The sequence below is a fragment of the Yersinia hibernica genome (assembly GCF_004124235.1).
GTDB classification, from domain to species: Bacteria; Pseudomonadota; Gammaproteobacteria; order Enterobacterales; family Enterobacteriaceae; genus Yersinia; species Yersinia hibernica.
Map to the genome: position 1 here is coordinate 3717551 of NZ_CP032487.1, position 18340 is coordinate 3735890.

The window sequence follows — 18340 nt, forward strand, 5'->3', positions numbered from 1 at the left end:
TGTATTTATAGCGCTATCTCGACGAATAGCGCTATAAGCCGCATTTAACCTGATACCAATTTATAGATTAATAAGGCCACAAGTGCTGAATCAGCAACTGGACACTGCGATTACCGCGATACTCATTAATATCGAGTTTATAAGCCAATTTTACTTCACGTATACTGCTGTCCGGCCACAGGGTGGTATCGATATTAAAAGCGATGCCATCGAGCAAAGGCCCGCCATTCAATGGCTCAATCATAAGCTTCAGATGGCGCTCCCCTACCAACCGCTGTTGCAAAATACGGAATTTGCCATCAAATATAGGTTCCGGGAAAGATTGCCCCCATGGGCCGCCATCTCGCAGCAACTCGGCGGTTCCCAGTGACAGCTCATTGCCTTTCAGTTCACCATCTGACCAGATAACGCCTTCTAACTGCGAAGCATCCATCCATTCACCGACTAAATCGGCAAAGCGCTGACGAAACTCATCGAATTTATCCTGCTCCAGCGATAACCCTGCCGCCATGGCATGGCCACCAAATTTTAGCATCAGCCCTGGGTTTAAGGTATCCAGTCGCTCCAAAGCATCCCGCATATGCAGGCCCGCGACACTGCGCCCAGAGCCTTTCAGCAAACCATCCCCCGCAGGAGCAAAGGCAATCACTGGTCGATGAAAACGCTCTTTAATACGGGAAGCTAGAATGCCAACGACGCCCTGATGCCACTCTGGGTGGTACATCGCAATGCCGTAAGGTAACTCAGTGCAGGTGCGCTCTAATTGGTCACACAGCTGCAACGCCTCAACCTGCATACCCTGCTCTATCTCGCGGCGCGTCTGGTTTAACGTATCGAGATCGATTGCCAGTGCCCTCGCCTGAGCAATATCATCACTGAGCAGCAATGCCACCCCAATGGACATATCATCCAGACGCCCGGCCGCATTGAGCCGTGGGCCGAGAGAGAAACCAAGATCATTGGCTGCCAATTGGCGAGCATCACGATTGGCAACTTCCAACAATGCACGAATACCTGGTCGGCATTTTCCCGCACGAATACGACTCAGGCCCTGATGCACCAAAATCCGGTTATTGGCATCCAGCGGCACCACATCCGCCACCGTTCCCAACGCCACAAGATCCAGTAATTCCGCCAGATTAGGCACCGCTAAAGCACGTTGTTCAAACCAGCCGCTGTCTCTAAGACGAGCGCGCAGCGCCAACATCAGGTAAAAGGTGACACCCACTCCGGCCAATGATTTGGAGAGAAAATCACATCCGGCCAAATTCGGATTAATGATAGCATCGGCTGCGGGCAAGGTTTCCCCGGGTAGATGGTGGTCAGTCACCACCACCTGAATACCCATGGCGTGGGCTAAATCCACCCCTGCATGAGAGGAAATGCCATTATCGACCGTAACAATCAGTTCTGCGCCCCGCGCAGCCACTTGCTCGACAACCTCGGGGCTCAGCCCATAGCCATCTTCAAAACGATTGGGTACCAGATAATCAACATTGCTGCCGCCCATGCTACGCAAAGCAAGGACGGCCAGTGCGGTGCTGGTAGCCCCATCGGCATCAAAATCACCCACAATGACGATACGCTGTCGAGAAGCCAATGCTTGCTGTAACAGAGTGACACCGGCATCAATGCCGTCGAGTTGCTGCCATGCAAGCAGGCCTTTTACACCGCGCTCCAGTTCTTCGGCACTTTTTACCCCACGGCTGGCATACAGGCGGCGCAACAATGGATGCAACTGCCCAGGCAGGTAGCTATCATCCGCCGCCTCACGACGACGAAGTTGAGTTTTCAATGTCACGGGCTATTAACCCGCGGCTTTTAAAGAAGCCTGATGCTTATTCAGCATCTGTAACATTTCTTTTGGCTCCAGATATCCCGGAACGATAGTGCCGTTTTGCAACACGATGGCCGGAGTGCCCTGAATACCGAACTGTACACCCAGCTTATAGTGCTCAGAAATATCGGTTTTACAGGTCGCAGGCGATATATCGACACCTTTCATTGCCTCATCGAAAGCTTTATTGCGATCAGCCGTACACCAGATAGAACGCATATCTTTTTCTGCTTGAGAGCTCAACCCCTGACGCGGGAATGCCAGATAACGCACGGTAATTCCCAACGCGTTATAGTCGCTCATCTGCTCATGCAACTTATGGCAGTAGCCACAGGTGATATCGGTAAACACGGTAACAACGTGTTTTTCCTGTGGGGCTTTATACACAATCATTTCGTTGCTCAATGCTTCCAACTTTTTCACCAGTATATGGTTGGTCACATTCACGGGTTGGCTGCCACTAACGTCATACAGCGGCCCCTGCAACAGATGTTTGCCATCAGCAGAGATATAAAGCACACCACTGTCAGTCATCACCGTGCTCAAACCAGGGATAGGTGATGGCTGGATGTCTGCTTTCTGAAGATCCAATTTCTTCAGCGTTTGTTGAATTGCGGCATCATCAGCATGAGCCAGGCTAGTGAGTGCGGTGATGATTATCGGCAGCAGTAATAAACTTTTTTTCATTTATAAATCCTATCTTTTTCCATACGGCATGGCTTTCATAAAACACAACTATGCACGCGGATGATGCTGTTGATGTAGCAACTTCAGACGTTCCGTCGCTACATGGGTATAAATCTGGGTCGTCGACAGATCACTGTGGCCCAATAACATTTGTACCACACGCAGGTCCGCACCATGATTCAACAGGTGGGTGGCAAAAGCATGCCGCAATACGTGGGGCGAAAGCCGTTCACTATCAATACCGGCAAGGATCGCATAGTGTTTGATTCGATGCCAGAAAGTCTGCCTCGTCATTTGCTGGCTGCGGTTACTCGGGAATAATACATCCAGCGATTGACCATTAATAAGCCACGGGCGGCCATGTTCCAGATAATTTTCTATCCAGTACACCGCTTCTTCGCCCAAGGGCACTAACCGCTCTTTGTTCCCTTTACCAATAACCCGCACTACCCCTTGGCGCAAACTAACATCGCTGATGCTCAGCCCCACTAACTCCGATACCCGCAGGCCAGTGGCGTACAGCACCTCCAGCATAGCCTTATCACGCAATTCCAGCGGGATATCGACATTGGGGCAGTTGAGTAGCGCATCCACTTGGGCCTCGCTTAAATCTTTCGGTAAGCGCTGTGGTAATTTGGGCGATGAAAGCAATGCTGTCGGGTCATCTTCGCGTAATTTTTCGCGGTATAAATATTGGAATAGCCGACGCATCGCACTGAGTAAGCGAGCAGAACTGGTGGCTTTATAGCCGCCCTCTATGCGCTCAGCAAGAAAGGACTGTAAGTCTTGCGAACCGGCGCGCAATAAATCACTGCCATGATGTTCTAACCATCCACTCAATGCATGTAAATCCAAACGGTATGAAGCCAGTGTATTCTCCGCCAGATTCCGCTCCAGCCACAGGGCATCAAGAAACTGTTCAATCAGCGGGTTATTTTGCTGTTGCATGCCTGTTTCTCTCTTTGATTGGATGGGTAGCCATTATGCCTGATGACGGGCCAAATCTGGTACACTCGATGCTATTCCTTATTAGTAATGCTATGGCTATACATTATGAAGATTGGTCTCTTTTACGGCTCCAGCACCTGCTATACCGAAATGGTGGCAGAAAAAATTCGTGATATCCTCGGTGAGGATCTGGTTGATTTACATAACTTAAAAGATGTCAGCCCCGGCCGGATGGAAGAGTATTCCATCTTAATTCTTGGGATTCCCACCTGGGATTTTGGTGAATTACAGGAGGATTGGGAAGCCATTTGGCCCCAATTAACTCAGCTTAATCTTAAGGGAAAAATTGTCGCCATGTATGGTATGGGCGATCAATTTGGTTATAGCGAATGGTTTCTGGATGCTCTTGGCATGCTGCACGACCATATTGCGCCGCTTGGGGTAAAGTTTATTGGCTTTTGGCCAACTGACGGGTTTGAATTTACCAGTCCGAAACCGCTCAGCGCTGACGGCAAACACTTTGTTGGCCTGGCATTAGATGAGGTTAATCAATACGACTTGAGTGAGGAGCGCATCGAACAGTGGTGTGAGCAAATTCTGCTCGAGATGGATGCCTTGCTTTGAGACCTTAAACGGGCACCTATTGTGCCCTTATTGATTTGATTTAGCTCGCTTACTTCCACAGCCGGAATGTATCTTGGCAGCCGCTTTCGGCCGTGACAACCTCGCTTGAAATCTCTTTGTCTTTCGTTTCACCGGCCATTGATTCAGGATTTTTCTGCCCGGTAAAACGTTGCGGGGAAGCAACTTGATACCAATCCAATCTTCGGGTCAGCAACATAACCGCCGCCAGAATAATAAACAGTAAGCCGGCGCCTAATAACAATGCATTGTCTTCTGATTGCAGTAAACCAAACAAAACGCCGTACAGTAGCAATAATCCACCGGCAAATAATGCACCGCGCAACCACCCGCCGAGCACCGCACTTAAATAGATAGCAATCAATAAGCTACAACTTAAGCTGGCGATGATATAAGCCAAAGTAAAACCAAGGTGTTCAGAGAATGCCAGTAACATCAGATAGAATAAAACCAATGCCGCCCCCACCAGCAGATACTGAATAGGATGCACCCGCAGCGACGTCAGGCTCTCAAACAAGAAGAAGCTGAAGAATGTTAAGCCAATAAATAGGATGGCATATTTAATGGCGCGCTCAGTGAGCTGATAGTGATCGACCGGTTCAATCAAGCTGGTGGTAAAGGCTGGTAATTCATTGAAATCAAAGCGTACATTGTCACCCGCAAAGTTAATATTCATGCTATTAGCCAGCCAGTTACTGCTCCAATGGGCGCGAAAACCTGTTTCATCAACTGTGCGTTGCAAGGGCAAAAACTCGCCAACAAAATTAGGGTGCGGCCAATTGCTTTGTAAAGTAAGTTCGCTGCTGCGCCCGACCGGCACGACCGCCAAGCTGTTGGTCCCCGCCAGTGTCAGTTTGAAATTAACATCGAACTTGCCCTGCCGAATCTGCTCTACAGTCAGCGGCGCATGTACCCCTTGCGCTGAGCGCCCCAGGAAGGCTCCCGGTTCGAAATTAATTTTTGTATTGCCCAAATTCAACGGCGAAATATGTTGAATACCCCGCGAGTCACTCAGTGCCAACACCAGCGACGGCATGCCAATAGTGACGCCCGCACGGTCCAAATCCTCTAATGAAGCGGGGTCAAACTGCCCATAAAAATAGAGTTCCCCTTGGTAGACTTGCGCTTTATAAATCCCCAACTGGCGCACTTCAACATCTGGCGCGCCGGTAACCGTCATCACCTCAGGCAATAAATAGCGATGGCGGTTAACTCGCTGCCCCTGTTTCTTGCCATCAACTTCGGTTTCAATCCATTCGCTGTAAGGCACCACAATCAGCGGGCCAAGGATTTTTTGTGCACGGCTGGTGCTGTCACTGACTTTATCAATCACACTTTGCCGATAACTGCTGCGCTCAGAGATAACATTCAGTAACATCTCTTTCGGGATCATCATCAACAGAATTAAGCCCAACAACGCGGCAATTTTCCAAAACAGGACAGATTTGAACATAATTTGCACTCCTTTTAAGGTCAGGGGAGCAGCTTAACTAAGTGAAGTGAAAGGAAAATGAGGCTATGTGAAGTGAAAGTGAAGTCTGCGATTTAAATCATCTCTAGCGGCAGAGTTAAACGAGCGCAAACTCCGTGTGGCGCATGGTTTTTAAGGCAAATGCTCCCTTGATGGATAGCGGCGACCTCACGCACAAAATTTAGCCCCAATCCGGTGCTTTTCGGGCTATTCGCCCTTGGCAACGAATAAAAGCGATCAAAAATCTTCTCTTGGGCATAGTCGGGAATACCGCTGCCCGAGTCTGCAACCGTTATCCGATATTCACTCGCGTGCTGCTCACCACTTAATGTCACCTCGCCGCCAGTTGAGGTAAAATCCAGTGCATTATCAATTAAATTAGTCAGCGCCTGACTCAGCAACAAAGCATCACCCGTTAATATCGCGCTATCGGCACGTATTAATCGCAAGCTAATGCCCCGACTGGCGGCTTGCGCTTCTTTGGCACTAATGGCTTGTTTGACAATATGATGTATTGCTAATGGCGACAGTTGCAAATCAACCCGGCTTTCCAGCCGTGCCTGTATCAGCATTTTGTCCACTAATTGCTGGATACGCGCACTTTGCTGCTCAATATTCATCAGAAAACGCTGCGCGGTGGCAGGTGGTGGAGATTCACGTAAGAGTTCCGCCGCCCCCGTAATCGCCGCCAGTGGGCTTTTTAACTCATGGGTCAAGGTATGCACATATTGTTCGATATAAGCTTTGCCATCTAATTTGAGCCGCATACTTTCCAGCGCACGAGCTAAATCATTCAGTTCACTGCTGCCCATTGCCGGTAACGCGGCGATTTGCCCCTCAGAAACCCGCTCGGCATATGCCACCAGCATGCCGATAGCGCGATTGATCCACCAGGCAAAACCCAATCCAATCAGTAGCGCAATCCCCAGCAAGATACCGCCAGCTAACAATATTTTACGTTCACTGCGCTTTATAACCGGGGCCATAGAAATATTGGGTTTGCCCACACTGAGCACACCAATAATTTTATTATCAACAATAACTGGCGCGGCCACATACATCACTGACGATTGTTCATCCTCAGGGTCTGTGCGGCTACTGCGGGCACCATACTCACCACGCAGTGTCAGCCACACATCATTCCAGCGCGAATAATCTTGCCCAACCGCTTTACCGGATGAATCAAAAATTACCTGCCCCGCGGCATTGGTCAGATAAACCCGGTATTCATTACGGTCTTTGCGGATACCCTCGATATTGGCGCCAATAGGCCGCAGATTTAATGAAGCGAAAGCTTGCGCTAACTGCCCCGCGGCGACGTTATCTTGCACCATATCTTGGCGAGCAAATTGCGCCAACAAAGTGGCGGTATCAACCAATGTCCCTTCAGTCGCGCGCCGCACGCCGGGCTTCACTTCCTGCACAAAAATACGAATGACAAAGTAACCGGCAATGGCGACTATCAAAAAATAACCCAGTAATAGACGCACGCCTATCTTCATCGCGGCTGGCTCATGTTCGGTATGTCAGGCTATAGCCCAGCCCGCGATGGGTGCGGATTGGCGATTCGTCATTGTGGGATATGCGCAGTTTTGAGCGCAAAGTTTTAATGTGGGTATCAACAGTGCGGTCTTGGCTCTCTTGCGCGTGAGCCCAGATAATATCCATCAGTTGCTGGCGTGAAAATACACGCTCAGGTGCCAACAATAAGGTTTTTAGTAGCAGATATTCGTAACGCGTCAGTGATAAAACCTGTTGATGATATGTGACTCTAGCCCCCGCTTCATCCAGGGTAAAATGGCCAAATTGATGCAGCGCAGTGGTGATAGCCGGTGTTTGTGATTTTTGTAAACGCCGTAGCACGGTGCGCACTCTGGCACTCACCTCGCGCGGTGAGAAAGGTTTGGCAATATAGTCATCGGCACCAATTTCCAGGCCGATAATCTTGTCTAGCTCGTCGCTACGGGCAGTTAAAAACACCACCGGCAGCTCCGGCACCAAAGCCAATATGCGGCGGCAAAGGTCAAACCCATTGATATCGGGTAAGCCCACATCAACTATCGCCAGCGCGGGTGGCCCACCGGTAAGAGCCGCAAGTGCAGGTTCCCCCCGGTCAAACCACCGGAGGGTAAAACCTTCACTTTCCAAGGTATAAATTAAGGTGTCGGCGATACTCGGCTCGTCTTCCACCAGCCAGATTAAGGGCTTCATTCATTGATACCTTTATCGACGCCAAATGAATGACGCAATAACAAGCATAGTTGCCGCCACTCTTCTTCAGACATACTGTCAGCCGCCAGCCATAAGCGCTTGCGGGTTGAGCGGCTGCTGGTCTGTTGTAAACTCAATAACACACCATAATGGGTGATCCAGGGCTGTTTAATGACAATCCATTCATGTCTTTTCCATAGCACCACCTTGCCGGGTTTCAGCCGGATTTCCCCCTGGCAAGACTTAATATTTTTCTGGCTGCGGATACACTCAAACACCACCAACGTCAGCAATACTAACCAAAGTGCCGTATAACCCTGAGGCCAAGGTGCCACTAGCGTGAGTATTACCAAGACGCCATGCGCTAATAAAGAGAAGAGTTGAGTGTGCCAGGATACCCGCAGGTCACATCGCCACTGGGCCACGGGCTTTATTTCGTGTTTGAATCAGTTTGACCATTTGACGCAGTTCGTTATCCTGCGGCTCCCCGTGATTCATCAGCCAGTTAAATAAGTCTGGATCATCGCATTCAAGTAAACGGATAAAGCTCTGTTTCTCGTTGTCACTCAAGCCATCATATTCATGTTCAAAAAACGGCATGATAGAGATATCCAGTTCGCGCATACCTCGACGGCACGCCCAGTGAATGCGGGCTTTATTATCAATTTCCATGTCCTGATTGACTCCTCAAAGAAAGATGCTGATGGGCTAAAGGCGCTGTAGTGCTGCTTTTTCAATCATATTCAGCACTCCGCCACAGAATCTGCAGCTATTGTACCTCAGATATCGCCGAATTCGGATATTGAATAATAATGGCTAATCTGTCGAATAACTGCTTGCAATGCTACCCGGCTATTTTACCATTGGGCATCGGTTCACTGTATCTTGCTGGCAGATGTACTTATCCGCAGATACTCTTTATTTTCAGGTAAACCATGGCTTATAACACTCCATTTACTGCACAACCACCGGTTGCCTCTTCCGCGCTGCCGTTAACCTTGATTTCACTTGAGGACTGGGCGCTAGTGACGTTAACTGGCACCGACCGTGTAAAGTATCTGCAAGGGCAAGTCACGGCGGATATTGATGCATTGCCCACTGACCAACATGTGCTTTGCGCCCATTGTGATGCTAAAGGCAAGATGTGGAGCGACCTGCGGTTATTCTATCGTGGCGAAGGTCTGGCTTTCATCGAGCGCCGTAGCGTGCTTGACAGTCAGTTAAGTGAACTGAAGAAATATGCCGTGTTCTCCAAAGTGGCAATTACCGCCCAACCTGATACCGTTCTGTTGGGTATCGCGGGTGCCGAGGCAAAAACGGCATTGGCGGAAATCTGGGCTGAATTGCCGAATGCCGAGCATCCGGTAATACAGCAGGGCCATAACACACTGCTGCATTTCTCACTGCCCGCCGAGCGTTTCTTGCTGGTGACCGATGCCGACCAAGCGCAGCAAGTGGTGGAAAAATTGTCTGGCCGCGCGCAACTCAATAGTAGTCAGCAGTGGCTGGCGCTGGATATCGAAGCGGGCTTCCCTATCATTGATAGCGAGAGTAGCGCACAATTTATTCCACAAGCGGCAAACATTCAGGCGTTGAATGGCATCAGTTTCAGCAAAGGCTGCTATACCGGGCAAGAGATGGTCGCCAGAGCAAAATATCGCGGTGCCAACAAGCGCGCGCTCTACTGGTTAGCCGGCCACGCCAGCCGTGTGCCCGCAGTGGGTGAAGATTTAGAATGGCAATTGGGCGAAAACTGGCGTCGTACTGGCAGTGTTTTAGCGGCGATTGCGCTCAGTGATGGCTCGGTATGGGTTCAGGCGGTGTTGAATAATGATCTGGCCGCAGACAGTGTGCTACGTGTGCGCGATGATGTCGAAAGTGTGCTCAGTATCCAGCCGCTGTCTTACTCGCTGGTGGAAGATAAATAATATTTAGCTTGAATGCGCAGAGGCCGGGTATTCGGCCTCTTAATATTAAAACCGCTAAACATAGAGATAAATTGCCATAAAGTGGCAGACACTGCCGCCCAACACAAAGCCGTGCCAAATAGCATGCGCAAAGCGAATCCGCTTAGAAGCATAGAAAACTACTCCCAAGGTATACAGCAAGCCGCCGACGGTCAGTAATGCCAGCCCGCCTATCTCCAGTTTTACCGCTAACTGATAAATCACAATTAAAGATAGCCAGCCCATGGTGAGGTAGGTAACCAGCGACAGCACTTCAAATCGGTGAGCAAAAGCCAGCTTGAATATCACGCCGAACAAGGCCAATCCCCAAATTACCGCCATTAAACCTCTGGCCAAGGGGGAATCTAACCCCACTAATAAAAATGGTGTATATGTCCCGGCAATTAATATGTAAATGGCACAATGGTCAAACTTTTGTAGCCAGAGTTTCGCCTGGCGATGTGGGATAGCGTGATACAACGTTGAGGCCAGAAACAGCAAAATAATACTGCCACCATACAAACTATAGCTGGTCAGCGCCTTAGTATCGGCTCCGTTATCTACTGCCTGCGCCAAAAGCAAAACCAAACCGATAATGCCGAATATCACCCCAATGCCATGGCTGATGCTATTGGCTATTTCCTCTGCCCATGGATAGGACGGTGTTATTGCGACCGTGGATGTGACCGAAGTCGGCGGCGGCGGTATCACTGATTTATTCTTCAATACTGGTTATCCTGAATAGTCATAGCGGCATAAGAGGACCGCGTTTAGGTTAACTGAGAATGATTCCAGTGTACACGTGTACGCTTAAATATTCTGTCAATACATGTAACCCGTCATGTCCACCGGATAAATCAGCAAAAAAACTAGGGCAATGGCTGATAATCAGTTAACTTTTGGCTGGTCTGTTCGTCATTTAAAATTGAGGCTTATTATGTCATTAGCAACCTTGAACTTTGGCCCACTGACAGAAACGATTCAGTTTCTGATGGAGATCGATAAGCTGAAAGACATCCAGCGGCGGACTAAAGTTATTGCGAGCTTGCGTCAGGAAAACTCGGCTGAGCACAGTTGGCATTTTGCTGTGGCGGCCATGAGTTTGGCCCCCTACGCAGGTCCGGATGTTGATATCAATCGCGTCATTAAAATGGCGCTATTGCACGATATCGTCGAGATAGATGCTGGTGATGTTATCGTCTATGACCTGGCGGCCAGAGCCGCCATTCATGAACAAGAAGTGGCTGCCGCCAAACGCTTATTTGGCATGTTGCCCCCAGCATTAGGCGCGCAATTTACCGAGCTGTGGGACGAGTATGAAGCGGAAGAGACGGCCAACGCGCGTTTTGCTACCGTGCTGGATCGCATTCTGCCCATGCTGATTAACCTGCATACTGAGGGGCAAAGTTGGATAGAAAATGGTATTCGGCTACAGCAAGTGTTGGATCGCAACCAACTGGTTGCTGAATATTACCCTGAAATTTGGCAGTGTTTACTGCCACAGTTGCAAGCAGCACAGCACAAAGGTTGGCTGAAGTAAGCCAATCCCCGCTTATTTCCCACCCGCTAAATCCAGCACACTGCCAGTGACATAAGAAGCATTATCTGACAGCAACCAGATAATTGCTTCTGCCACTTCATGTGGGTGCCCCCCACGTTTCATGGGCAACGAACTTTGTACCCGGTCAACTCGCCCCGGCTCCCCGCCACTGGCATGCATGTCGGTATAGATAAAACCGGGCCGAACCCCATTGACTCTAATGCCTTGAGCCGCCACCTCCAGTGATAACCCCGTGGTCAGTGTATCAATAGCCCCTTTGGAAGCGGCATAATCTAAATACTCCCCCGGCGCACCCAGGCGAGCAGCAGCAGAAGAGACATTCACAATCGCGCCACCATTGCCACCATGACGCAATGCCATGCGCTTAACTGCCTCACGACTACATAAAAAGTACCCGGTCACATTAGTGCTCAGCACTCGATTAATGCGTTCAGCCGTCAGTCCCTCGAGAGTCGTTTGCGGGAACAAAATACCGGCATTATTGACCAGTGCGGTGATCGGCCCTAGCTGTGCTTCAAGCTTTTCAAATAGCGCAATAACTTGAGATTCATCGGCAATATCGGCTTGTAGCGCCACTGCCAACCCACCGGCGGCGGCAATTTCAGCCACCACCTGACGGGCCGCTTGTTCATCATTGATATAATTTACCGCGACACGATAGCCGTGTTTAGCTAATAACAATGCCGTGGCACGACCAATTCCCCGGCTGCCCCCAGTCACTAATGCCACTTTTTTATGCATATTTTTGCCCCATTTCGATGTTAACTCTGCAAAGTAACACGCAACACCGCTCATTGTTATCGATTTTATACTGTGGGGCACATACCAATATTATCGGATTATTTATGCTGACTAAAATAAGCATCATGCTGTGCATTTAACTGCGGTTCCACACGATTAAGAACATGTTGTGGTGTTTCAGCCTCTAATAAACCCCATATTTTTTTAAGTTTAGTAATATAGGCTTCCAACGTATCGAAATCATCACCCGACTGTTCTGAAATCAAATAGATCAAGGTATCCAGTCGGACTTTAGTATGATCCACCACAGATTTACAAAAAGTGCAGCAAAATACATCTTTCACATGGGCGATAATACCCTCAGATGAGTAGTTGTATCGCCACGTGGATATATCAACTCGAATAATGGCATTATGCTCGATGACAATGAGATAAATATTTTGTTGTTTTTCACCGACTTGTTCATCACCCAATATACTAGATAAGCTCGTTTTAACCAGTTGTTTAAAGCCGTCGATGAGACCCTTTTCGCCAGTAAAGAAAGCATCCACAACTTTATTTATGGCGTCTGAAGCACCTGATTTTACATTACAGCGATATTCATCGTACCATCTGATTTCAGTATCAGGAATGACGCGAATTCTCTCTTCTGATGAAGGGTTTAAAAAAATCTTTTCCAGTTTTTCCTTCTGTTCGTTTAATTTTCCTTGCGCGGCGCTAACGAGAAATTGTAGTTGCTCCTTAATTGCCGCTTCATCGGACTGATCTAATAATTCACGAATCTTAGCCATACTAATAACCCTTTTAATTAAATAACAGATTAAAAGCATAGATGGAAAGAGTGAAATACGCCCAATTAATATAAAAATACTTTTCAATTAATAACAATCCAAATTAAATAACATTTAATAAATAAATTAAAATATAATAGTTAATTATTTTAAAAATCATTTAATAATATATTACAATCAAAAATACTTAGTGTTTCCTTCATTTCCCCCATCATAAAACGCAAAAAAAACCCCACAAAAGTGAGGTTTTTCAGTAACGCAGAAACCCAAAAGTGTTACCGGGTTGCCAATATCCAAACTATTCGTAATCAGCCATTGGCACACATGAGCAGAACAGATTACGGTCGCCATACACATCATCCAGACGTTTCACACTCGGCCAATATTTATTCTCCATCACCCCCGCGACCGGGAACACCGCCAGCTCACGACTGTAAGGATGCTGCCAGTCACCGACTAGCTCAGCTTGAGTGTGAGGCGCATTGACCAACGGGTTATCTGCCAGTGGCCATTGACCGCGGGCAACTTTCTCGATTTCCGCACGAATAGCCAGCATAGCATCGATAAAGCGGTCTAACTCGGCTTTACTTTCAGATTCTGTCGGCTCCACCATCAGGGTGCCAGCCACCGGGAATGACATGGTTGGCGCATGAAAACCGAAGTCAATCAAGCGCTTGGCAATGTCCATTTCACTGATGCCGGTCGCTTCTTTCAGTGGGCGGATATCCAGAATACATTCATGCGCTACCCGGCCATCATGACCAGTATAGAGCACCGGATAGGCTGCTTTTAGTCGAGTCGCAATGTAGTTGGCATTCAGAATGGCAACCTGGCTGGCTTGTTTTAGGCCATCGGCTCCCATCATACGGATGTACATCCAACTGATTGGCAAAATGGACGCGCTACCAAATGGTGCCGCTGAAACCGCGCCTTGTTGGGTCGTCATGCCATCAATTTGCACCACACTGTGGCCCGGAACAAATGGTGCCAAATGGGCTTTAACACCAATAGGCCCCATGCCGGGACCGCCGCCGCCATGGGGGATACAGAAGGTTTTGTGCAAGTTGAGATGTGAAACATCGGCCCCAATATAGCCCGGGGTGGTAATCCCCACTTGCGCATTCATGTTCGCGCCATCCAGATAAACTTGCCCGCCAAACTGATGAACTATCTGACAAACTTCACGGATAGTTTCTTCATACACGCCGTGGGTCGACGGGTAAGTCACCATAATGCAAGAGAGTTCATCCCCAGCTTCGCCCGCTTTTTGGCGCAAATCGTGTAAATCAATATTACCTTGTTTATCACAGGCCACCACCACCACTGACATACCGGCCATTTGTGCTGATGCCGGGTTAGTGCCGTGAGCAGAACTTGGGATCAAACAGATATGGCGGCTCGCCTGATTGCGACTTTCATGATAGCGGCGGATAGCCAGTAAACCGGCATATTCACCTTGCGCCCCTGAGTTCGGCTGCATACACACGGCATCATAACCGGTCAATTGCACCAACCATTGTGACAGTTGGCCAATCATTTGCTGATAACCCGCAGCTTGCTCCGGCGGGCAGAATGGGTGCAATTCGGCAAATTCCGGCCAGGTGATCGGGATCATTTCTGCCGCAGCATTCAACTTCATGGTGCAAGAACCCAGTGGGATCATCGCCTGATTCAGTGCTAAATCTTTGCGCTCCAAACGATGCATATAACGCATCATTTCGGTTTCACTGTGGTAACGGTTAAACACCGGGTGAGTCAAAATAGGATCTTTACGCAGCATAGACGGCTGAATTGACTGGCTATTTTGGCTGACCTGAGCATCAAGTTTATCAATATCCAGACCATGGTTATCACCGGCTAACAAGCTGAAAAGAGTCTGAATATCGTCGCGGGAGGTGGTTTCGTCCAGTGTAATACCCACAGCACCGTGAATATCAGTGCGCAAGTTAATACCGAAACTCAATGCGCGGGCCAATACGGCGGCTTTGTCTTTCACTTCAACAGTCAAGGTGTCAAACCAGTGCTGAAAACGCAGAGTTAGACCGGCTTGCTGCAAGCCCGCAGCCAGAATATCAGTCATGCGGTGAATACGGCCGGCGATGCGCTGCAAGCCCTGTGGGCCATGATAAACCGCATATAGGCTGGCGATATTGGCTAACAGCACCTGAGAAGTACAAATATTAGAGTTAGCTTTCTCGCGGCGAATATGTTGCTCACGAGTTTGCATCGCCATGCGCAATGCCGTATTACCGGCGGCATCACGCGAGACACCAATAATACGGCCCGGCATCGAGCGTTTAAACTCATCGCGACAAGCAAAGAAGGCGGCATGTGGGCCACCATAGCCCATCGGCACACCAAAGCGCTGAGCTGAGCCAAATACCACGTCAGCCCCCTGTTTGCCTGGTGCGGTCAATAGCACCAGGGCCATGATATCAGCGGCAACACTGGTCACTATTTTGCGTTTTTTCAGCTCAGACAGCAGCGCCGTGTAGTCATGCAATTCACCCGTGGTACCGACTTGTTGCAACAGCACCCCGAAAATACCTTCCAGCTCCAAAACTTTTTCGGCGCGGTCAACAATCACTTCAAAACCAAAGGTTTCCGCACGCGTGCGCACCACATCCAAAGTTTGTGGATGGACATCATCGGCAACGAAAAATCGATTAGCATCTTTGAGCTTACTGGCACGTTTTGCCAGCGCCATGGATTCTGCGGCGGCGGTAGCTTCATCCAGCAAAGAAGCGGAGGCCAGATCCAGACCGGTCAAATCTTGGGTCAGTTGCTGGAAATTCAGCAATGCTTCCAGACGCCCTTGTGAAACTTCAGGCTGATAAGGGGTGTAAGCGGTGTACCAACCCGGATTTTCCAGCATATTACGCAGGATAACTGGCGGTGTCAGCACTGGGCTATAGCCCATGCCAATATAAGATTTATAGCGCTGATTCTGGCTGGCAATCCCTTTAAGTTCGGCCAGCGCCTGATGTTCTGTCGCAGCATCACCCACCGGTGGCGGGCTGGGCAATTGGATATCTTTAGGCACAATCTGCTGGATCAAGGTACTTAACGAGCTGGCGCCAACGGCGGCCAACATCTGTTGCTGTTGCTCAGCGGAGGAGCCAATATGGCGCTGAATAAAAGCATCGTTATGTTCAAGCTGGCTGAGATTCTGAGTCATTTGCTACAAATTCCTGAATAGGGCATGGGACGGGAAATATTTAATATTCTTTATTAACCGCGCCTTGGAGAGGTTTTAGAAATACCCACAAAGCCGAATGAAGGGGAAACACGCCGTCTGGATGGTAGCGGTGTAAGCCACCGGAGTGCCCGTAGACGTGCTCTACCCCTAGCTCATTGCACTGATAGTTCACCTCAGGGCACTCACCTCAGGCTTTTTTCATTTATTCGTCGATAGTCGCCTGATAAGCCTCGGCATCTAACAAACTCGCCAACTCAGCTTCATCTGAAGCCTTGATGCTAAACAGCCAACCATCAGTGTATGGGGCGCTGTTCACCAGTTCTGGGGAGCTTTCCAGCTCAGTATTCACGGCAATGATTTCACCGCTGATTGGAGCATAAATATCGGAAGCGGCTTTAACTGACTCTGCAACCGCGCAATCGCTACCGGCGGACACTTCACTGCCCACCTCTGGCAAATCAACAAACACCATGTCGCCCAGAAGCTCTTGCGCATGCTCAGTGATGCCGACGCTATAAACACCATCGCCATCGGCACGAACCCACTCATGAGATGACGCATATTTCAAATCTGCTGGTACATTGCTCATTGCTGCTCCTTAAAAAGCGTAGAGCCAAAATATGTGGCTCGTAGAATTCGGAATAATGACAAATAAATTTACAGCGCGACCGGCTTACCCGCTCGCACAAAACCCGGTTTTGTGACCCGCACCGGCATTTCACGGTTACGGATTTGTACTACAGCACTGTCACCAATCCCGGCGGGAACTCGGGCCAGAGCAATACTAAAACCCAATGTGGGCGAGAATGAACCACTGGTGATGACCCCAACATGCTGGTTACCTGAAGCATCAGAAAAATGCACTGGCAACTCATTACGCAATACGCCTTTTTCAGTCATGATCAAGCCGACTAACTGTTCAGTGCCATTAGCCCGTTGCTGCTCCAATGCTTCACGGCCGATAAACTGGCGATCTTCTGGCAACCAAGCCACTGTCCAGCCCATGTTGGCCGCGAGCGGCGAAACACCCTCGTCCATTTCCTGGCCGTAAAGGTTCATACCGGCTTCCAAACGCAGTGTATCGCGCGCGCCCAGACCGGCAGGTTTTACCCCCGCGGCCAGCAGCTGTTGCCAGAATTCAACCACCCGCTCTTTGGGTAGCGCGATCTCATAACCTGCTTCCCCGGTATAACCCGTGGTAGCAACAAACAAATCATCAACCTGAATACCAAAGAATGGTTTCATTCCTGCAATAGTTTGCTGCTGCTCAGGGGTGAGTAAACTGGCGACTTTCTGTTGCGCGGTTGGGCCTTGCACCGCCACCAGAGCTAAGTCATCACGTACAGTGACCGCCACCTGATACGGCTCAGCATGCTGAGTTATCCACTCCAGATCTTTATCGCGGGTGGCGGAGTTAACCACCAGACGGAAATAGTCTTCGCGCAGGAAGTAGACAATTAAATCATCGATAACACCGCCGGAGGCATTCAGCATCCCGGTGTAAAGGGCTTTGCCCGGTTGGGTCAATTTGGCAACGTCATTGGCTAATAGATAACGCAGGAATTCGCGGGTACGAACGCCGTGTAAGTCGACAATGGTCATGTGCGAGACATCAAACATCCCAGCATCTTGGCGCACAATATGGTGTTCGTCGATTTGGGAACCATAATGCAACGGCATCATCCAGCCATGAAAATCTACCATGCGCGCACCGCACGCCACGTGTTGGTCATACAGCGGGGTCTGCTTAGCCATCTACTCTCCCTCAAACAGTTTCATGCAATGAGTGTTTGATACGCCAAAACTCACCATAAACAGGCATATACCCTGAATAATTCAGGTTGCAAGAGAGCGGCAACTCAGTGAGTCCCCTGGAGCTTACATCAGTAAGTGACTGGGGCGAACGAAGGCGGCCAACACACATGCAACATGAAATATGACGGGTCTACGCAAACGATACCTTTTGCCCCACGTTATCACCGAACTCATCAGGTAACCATAAGCTAAAATAGGCGATAGCAGGCATTAAGATGGCAAAAGACTAGGGGATTGTGCAGAGTTTTCCACTAAAAAACTGCGCACGGAGGCACAGAATTAACAATTAAACCGTAAAAACAGCGACTTTATATAACTAAATAACCCAAACCCTGTCAGATTCAACTTATCAGGCTTTAGTTATAAGTGAAAAAAACTAATGCGAAAAGTAGACTGGAATTAGATTATTTCAACTGAGGGGAGGCCATCTTAGTCATCACTCCCCCAATCGGGGTCATTGTTGCAGGCAGTGTGGATTTCGAGCACTGCCC

17 protein-coding genes are annotated in these 18340 nt (G+C 49.1%); 3 read left to right on the forward strand and 14 right to left on the reverse strand.

The genetic code is table 11. The annotated features are described in order from the left end of the window. Positions 1-67: 67 nt before the first annotated feature. The 3 genes from recJ to xerD are packed head-to-tail and all read right to left on the reverse strand — an operon-like array spanning position 68 to position 3472. Entirely contained in the window at positions 68-1801 is a 1734-nt protein-coding gene (gene recJ, locus D5F51_RS17500) for a single-stranded-DNA-specific exonuclease RecJ (RefSeq protein ID WP_129198120.1), read from the reverse strand. A gap of 6 nt (positions 1802-1807) precedes the next feature. Next, entirely contained in the window at positions 1808-2524 is a 717-nt protein-coding gene (dsbC, locus tag D5F51_RS17505; protein ID WP_129198123.1) for a bifunctional protein-disulfide isomerase/oxidoreductase DsbC, read from the reverse strand. Between the two features lie 48 nt (positions 2525-2572). After that, on the reverse strand, positions 2573-3472 hold the full coding sequence (gene xerD / locus D5F51_RS17510) for a site-specific tyrosine recombinase XerD (RefSeq protein ID WP_025377110.1): 900 nt from the start codon (positions 3470-3472) through the stop codon (positions 2573-2575). Between the two features lie 105 nt (positions 3473-3577). Here xerD and fldB point away from each other — a divergent pair, with 105 nt between their 5' ends. Continuing rightward, the gene (gene fldB / locus D5F51_RS17515; RefSeq protein ID WP_025377111.1) at positions 3578-4096 is read left to right on the forward strand and encodes a flavodoxin FldB; all 519 of its coding nucleotides are present in this window, start codon (positions 3578-3580) and stop codon (positions 4094-4096) included. A gap of 49 nt (positions 4097-4145) precedes the next feature. Here fldB and creD read toward each other — a convergent pair whose 3' ends face one another. The 5 genes from creD to sdhE all read right to left on the reverse strand — a co-directional run bounded on the left by creD (position 4146) and on the right by sdhE (position 8468). Further along, positions 4146-5567, reverse strand: a complete 1422-nt coding sequence (creD, locus tag D5F51_RS17520) for a cell envelope integrity protein CreD (protein ID WP_129198124.1) — start codon at positions 5565-5567, stop codon at positions 4146-4148. 92 nt (positions 5568-5659) lie between these two features. After that, positions 5660-7087 carry a two-component system sensor histidine kinase CreC gene (gene creC, locus D5F51_RS17525; protein ID WP_129198126.1) on the reverse strand — a complete coding sequence of 476 codons (1428 nt, stop codon included), beginning with the start codon at positions 7085-7087 and terminating at the stop codon, positions 5660-5662. A 10-nt stretch (positions 7088-7097) separates the two neighbouring features. Continuing rightward, complete coding sequence (creB, locus tag D5F51_RS17530) at positions 7098-7796, reverse strand: two-component system response regulator CreB (RefSeq protein WP_129198128.1); 699 nt, start codon at positions 7794-7796, stop codon at positions 7098-7100. Then, positions 7793-8221 carry a protein YgfX gene (locus D5F51_RS17535; RefSeq protein WP_025377115.1) on the reverse strand — a complete coding sequence of 143 codons (429 nt, stop codon included), beginning with the start codon at positions 8219-8221 and terminating at the stop codon, positions 7793-7795. The genes creB and D5F51_RS17535 overlap by 4 nt, the downstream gene beginning before the upstream one ends. Next, complete coding sequence (gene sdhE / locus D5F51_RS17540) at positions 8202-8468, reverse strand: FAD assembly factor SdhE (RefSeq protein ID WP_025377116.1); 267 nt, start codon at positions 8466-8468, stop codon at positions 8202-8204. The genes D5F51_RS17535 and sdhE overlap by 20 nt, the downstream gene beginning before the upstream one ends. A gap of 263 nt (positions 8469-8731) precedes the next feature. On the opposite strand from sdhE, the gene ygfZ reads away from it, so the two are divergent. Beyond that, positions 8732-9724, forward strand: a complete 993-nt coding sequence (gene ygfZ / locus D5F51_RS17545) for a tRNA-modifying protein YgfZ (protein WP_129198130.1) — start codon at positions 8732-8734, stop codon at positions 9722-9724. Positions 9725-9778: 54 nt separating this feature from the next. On the opposite strand, the gene trhA is transcribed toward ygfZ, so the two are convergent. Continuing rightward, positions 9779-10468 (reverse strand): PAQR family membrane homeostasis protein TrhA, encoded by a 690-nt coding sequence (trhA, locus tag D5F51_RS17550; protein WP_129198133.1) that lies wholly within the window; start codon positions 10466-10468, stop codon positions 9779-9781. Between the two features lie 211 nt (positions 10469-10679). On the opposite strand from trhA, the gene D5F51_RS17555 reads away from it, so the two are divergent. Next, a complete protein-coding gene (locus D5F51_RS17555; RefSeq protein ID WP_025377119.1) occupies positions 10680-11282 on the forward strand; it encodes an HD domain-containing protein in 603 nt (200 codons plus the stop codon). A 12-nt stretch (positions 11283-11294) separates the two neighbouring features. Here the strand turns inward: D5F51_RS17555 and D5F51_RS17560 are convergent, their stop codons facing one another. The 5 genes from D5F51_RS17560 to gcvT form a co-directional block, all read right to left on the reverse strand. Continuing rightward, positions 11295-12044, reverse strand: a complete 750-nt coding sequence (locus tag D5F51_RS17560; RefSeq protein WP_025377120.1) for an SDR family oxidoreductase — start codon at positions 12042-12044, stop codon at positions 11295-11297. Positions 12045-12142: 98 nt separating this feature from the next. Further along, entirely contained in the window at positions 12143-12835 is a 693-nt protein-coding gene (locus D5F51_RS17565; RefSeq protein WP_129198135.1) for a hypothetical protein, read from the reverse strand. A 298-nt stretch (positions 12836-13133) separates the two neighbouring features. After that, positions 13134-16013 carry an aminomethyl-transferring glycine dehydrogenase gene (gcvP, locus tag D5F51_RS17570; RefSeq protein WP_025377122.1) on the reverse strand — a complete coding sequence of 960 codons (2880 nt, stop codon included), beginning with the start codon at positions 16011-16013 and terminating at the stop codon, positions 13134-13136. Positions 16014-16236: 223 nt separating this feature from the next. After that, on the reverse strand, positions 16237-16623 hold the full coding sequence (gene gcvH, locus D5F51_RS17575) for a glycine cleavage system protein GcvH (RefSeq protein WP_025377123.1): 387 nt from the start codon (positions 16621-16623) through the stop codon (positions 16237-16239). Positions 16624-16691: 68 nt separating this feature from the next. Continuing rightward, complete coding sequence (gcvT, locus tag D5F51_RS17580; RefSeq protein WP_129198137.1) at positions 16692-17789, reverse strand: glycine cleavage system aminomethyltransferase GcvT; 1098 nt, start codon at positions 17787-17789, stop codon at positions 16692-16694. Positions 17790-18340 lie beyond the last annotated feature (551 nt).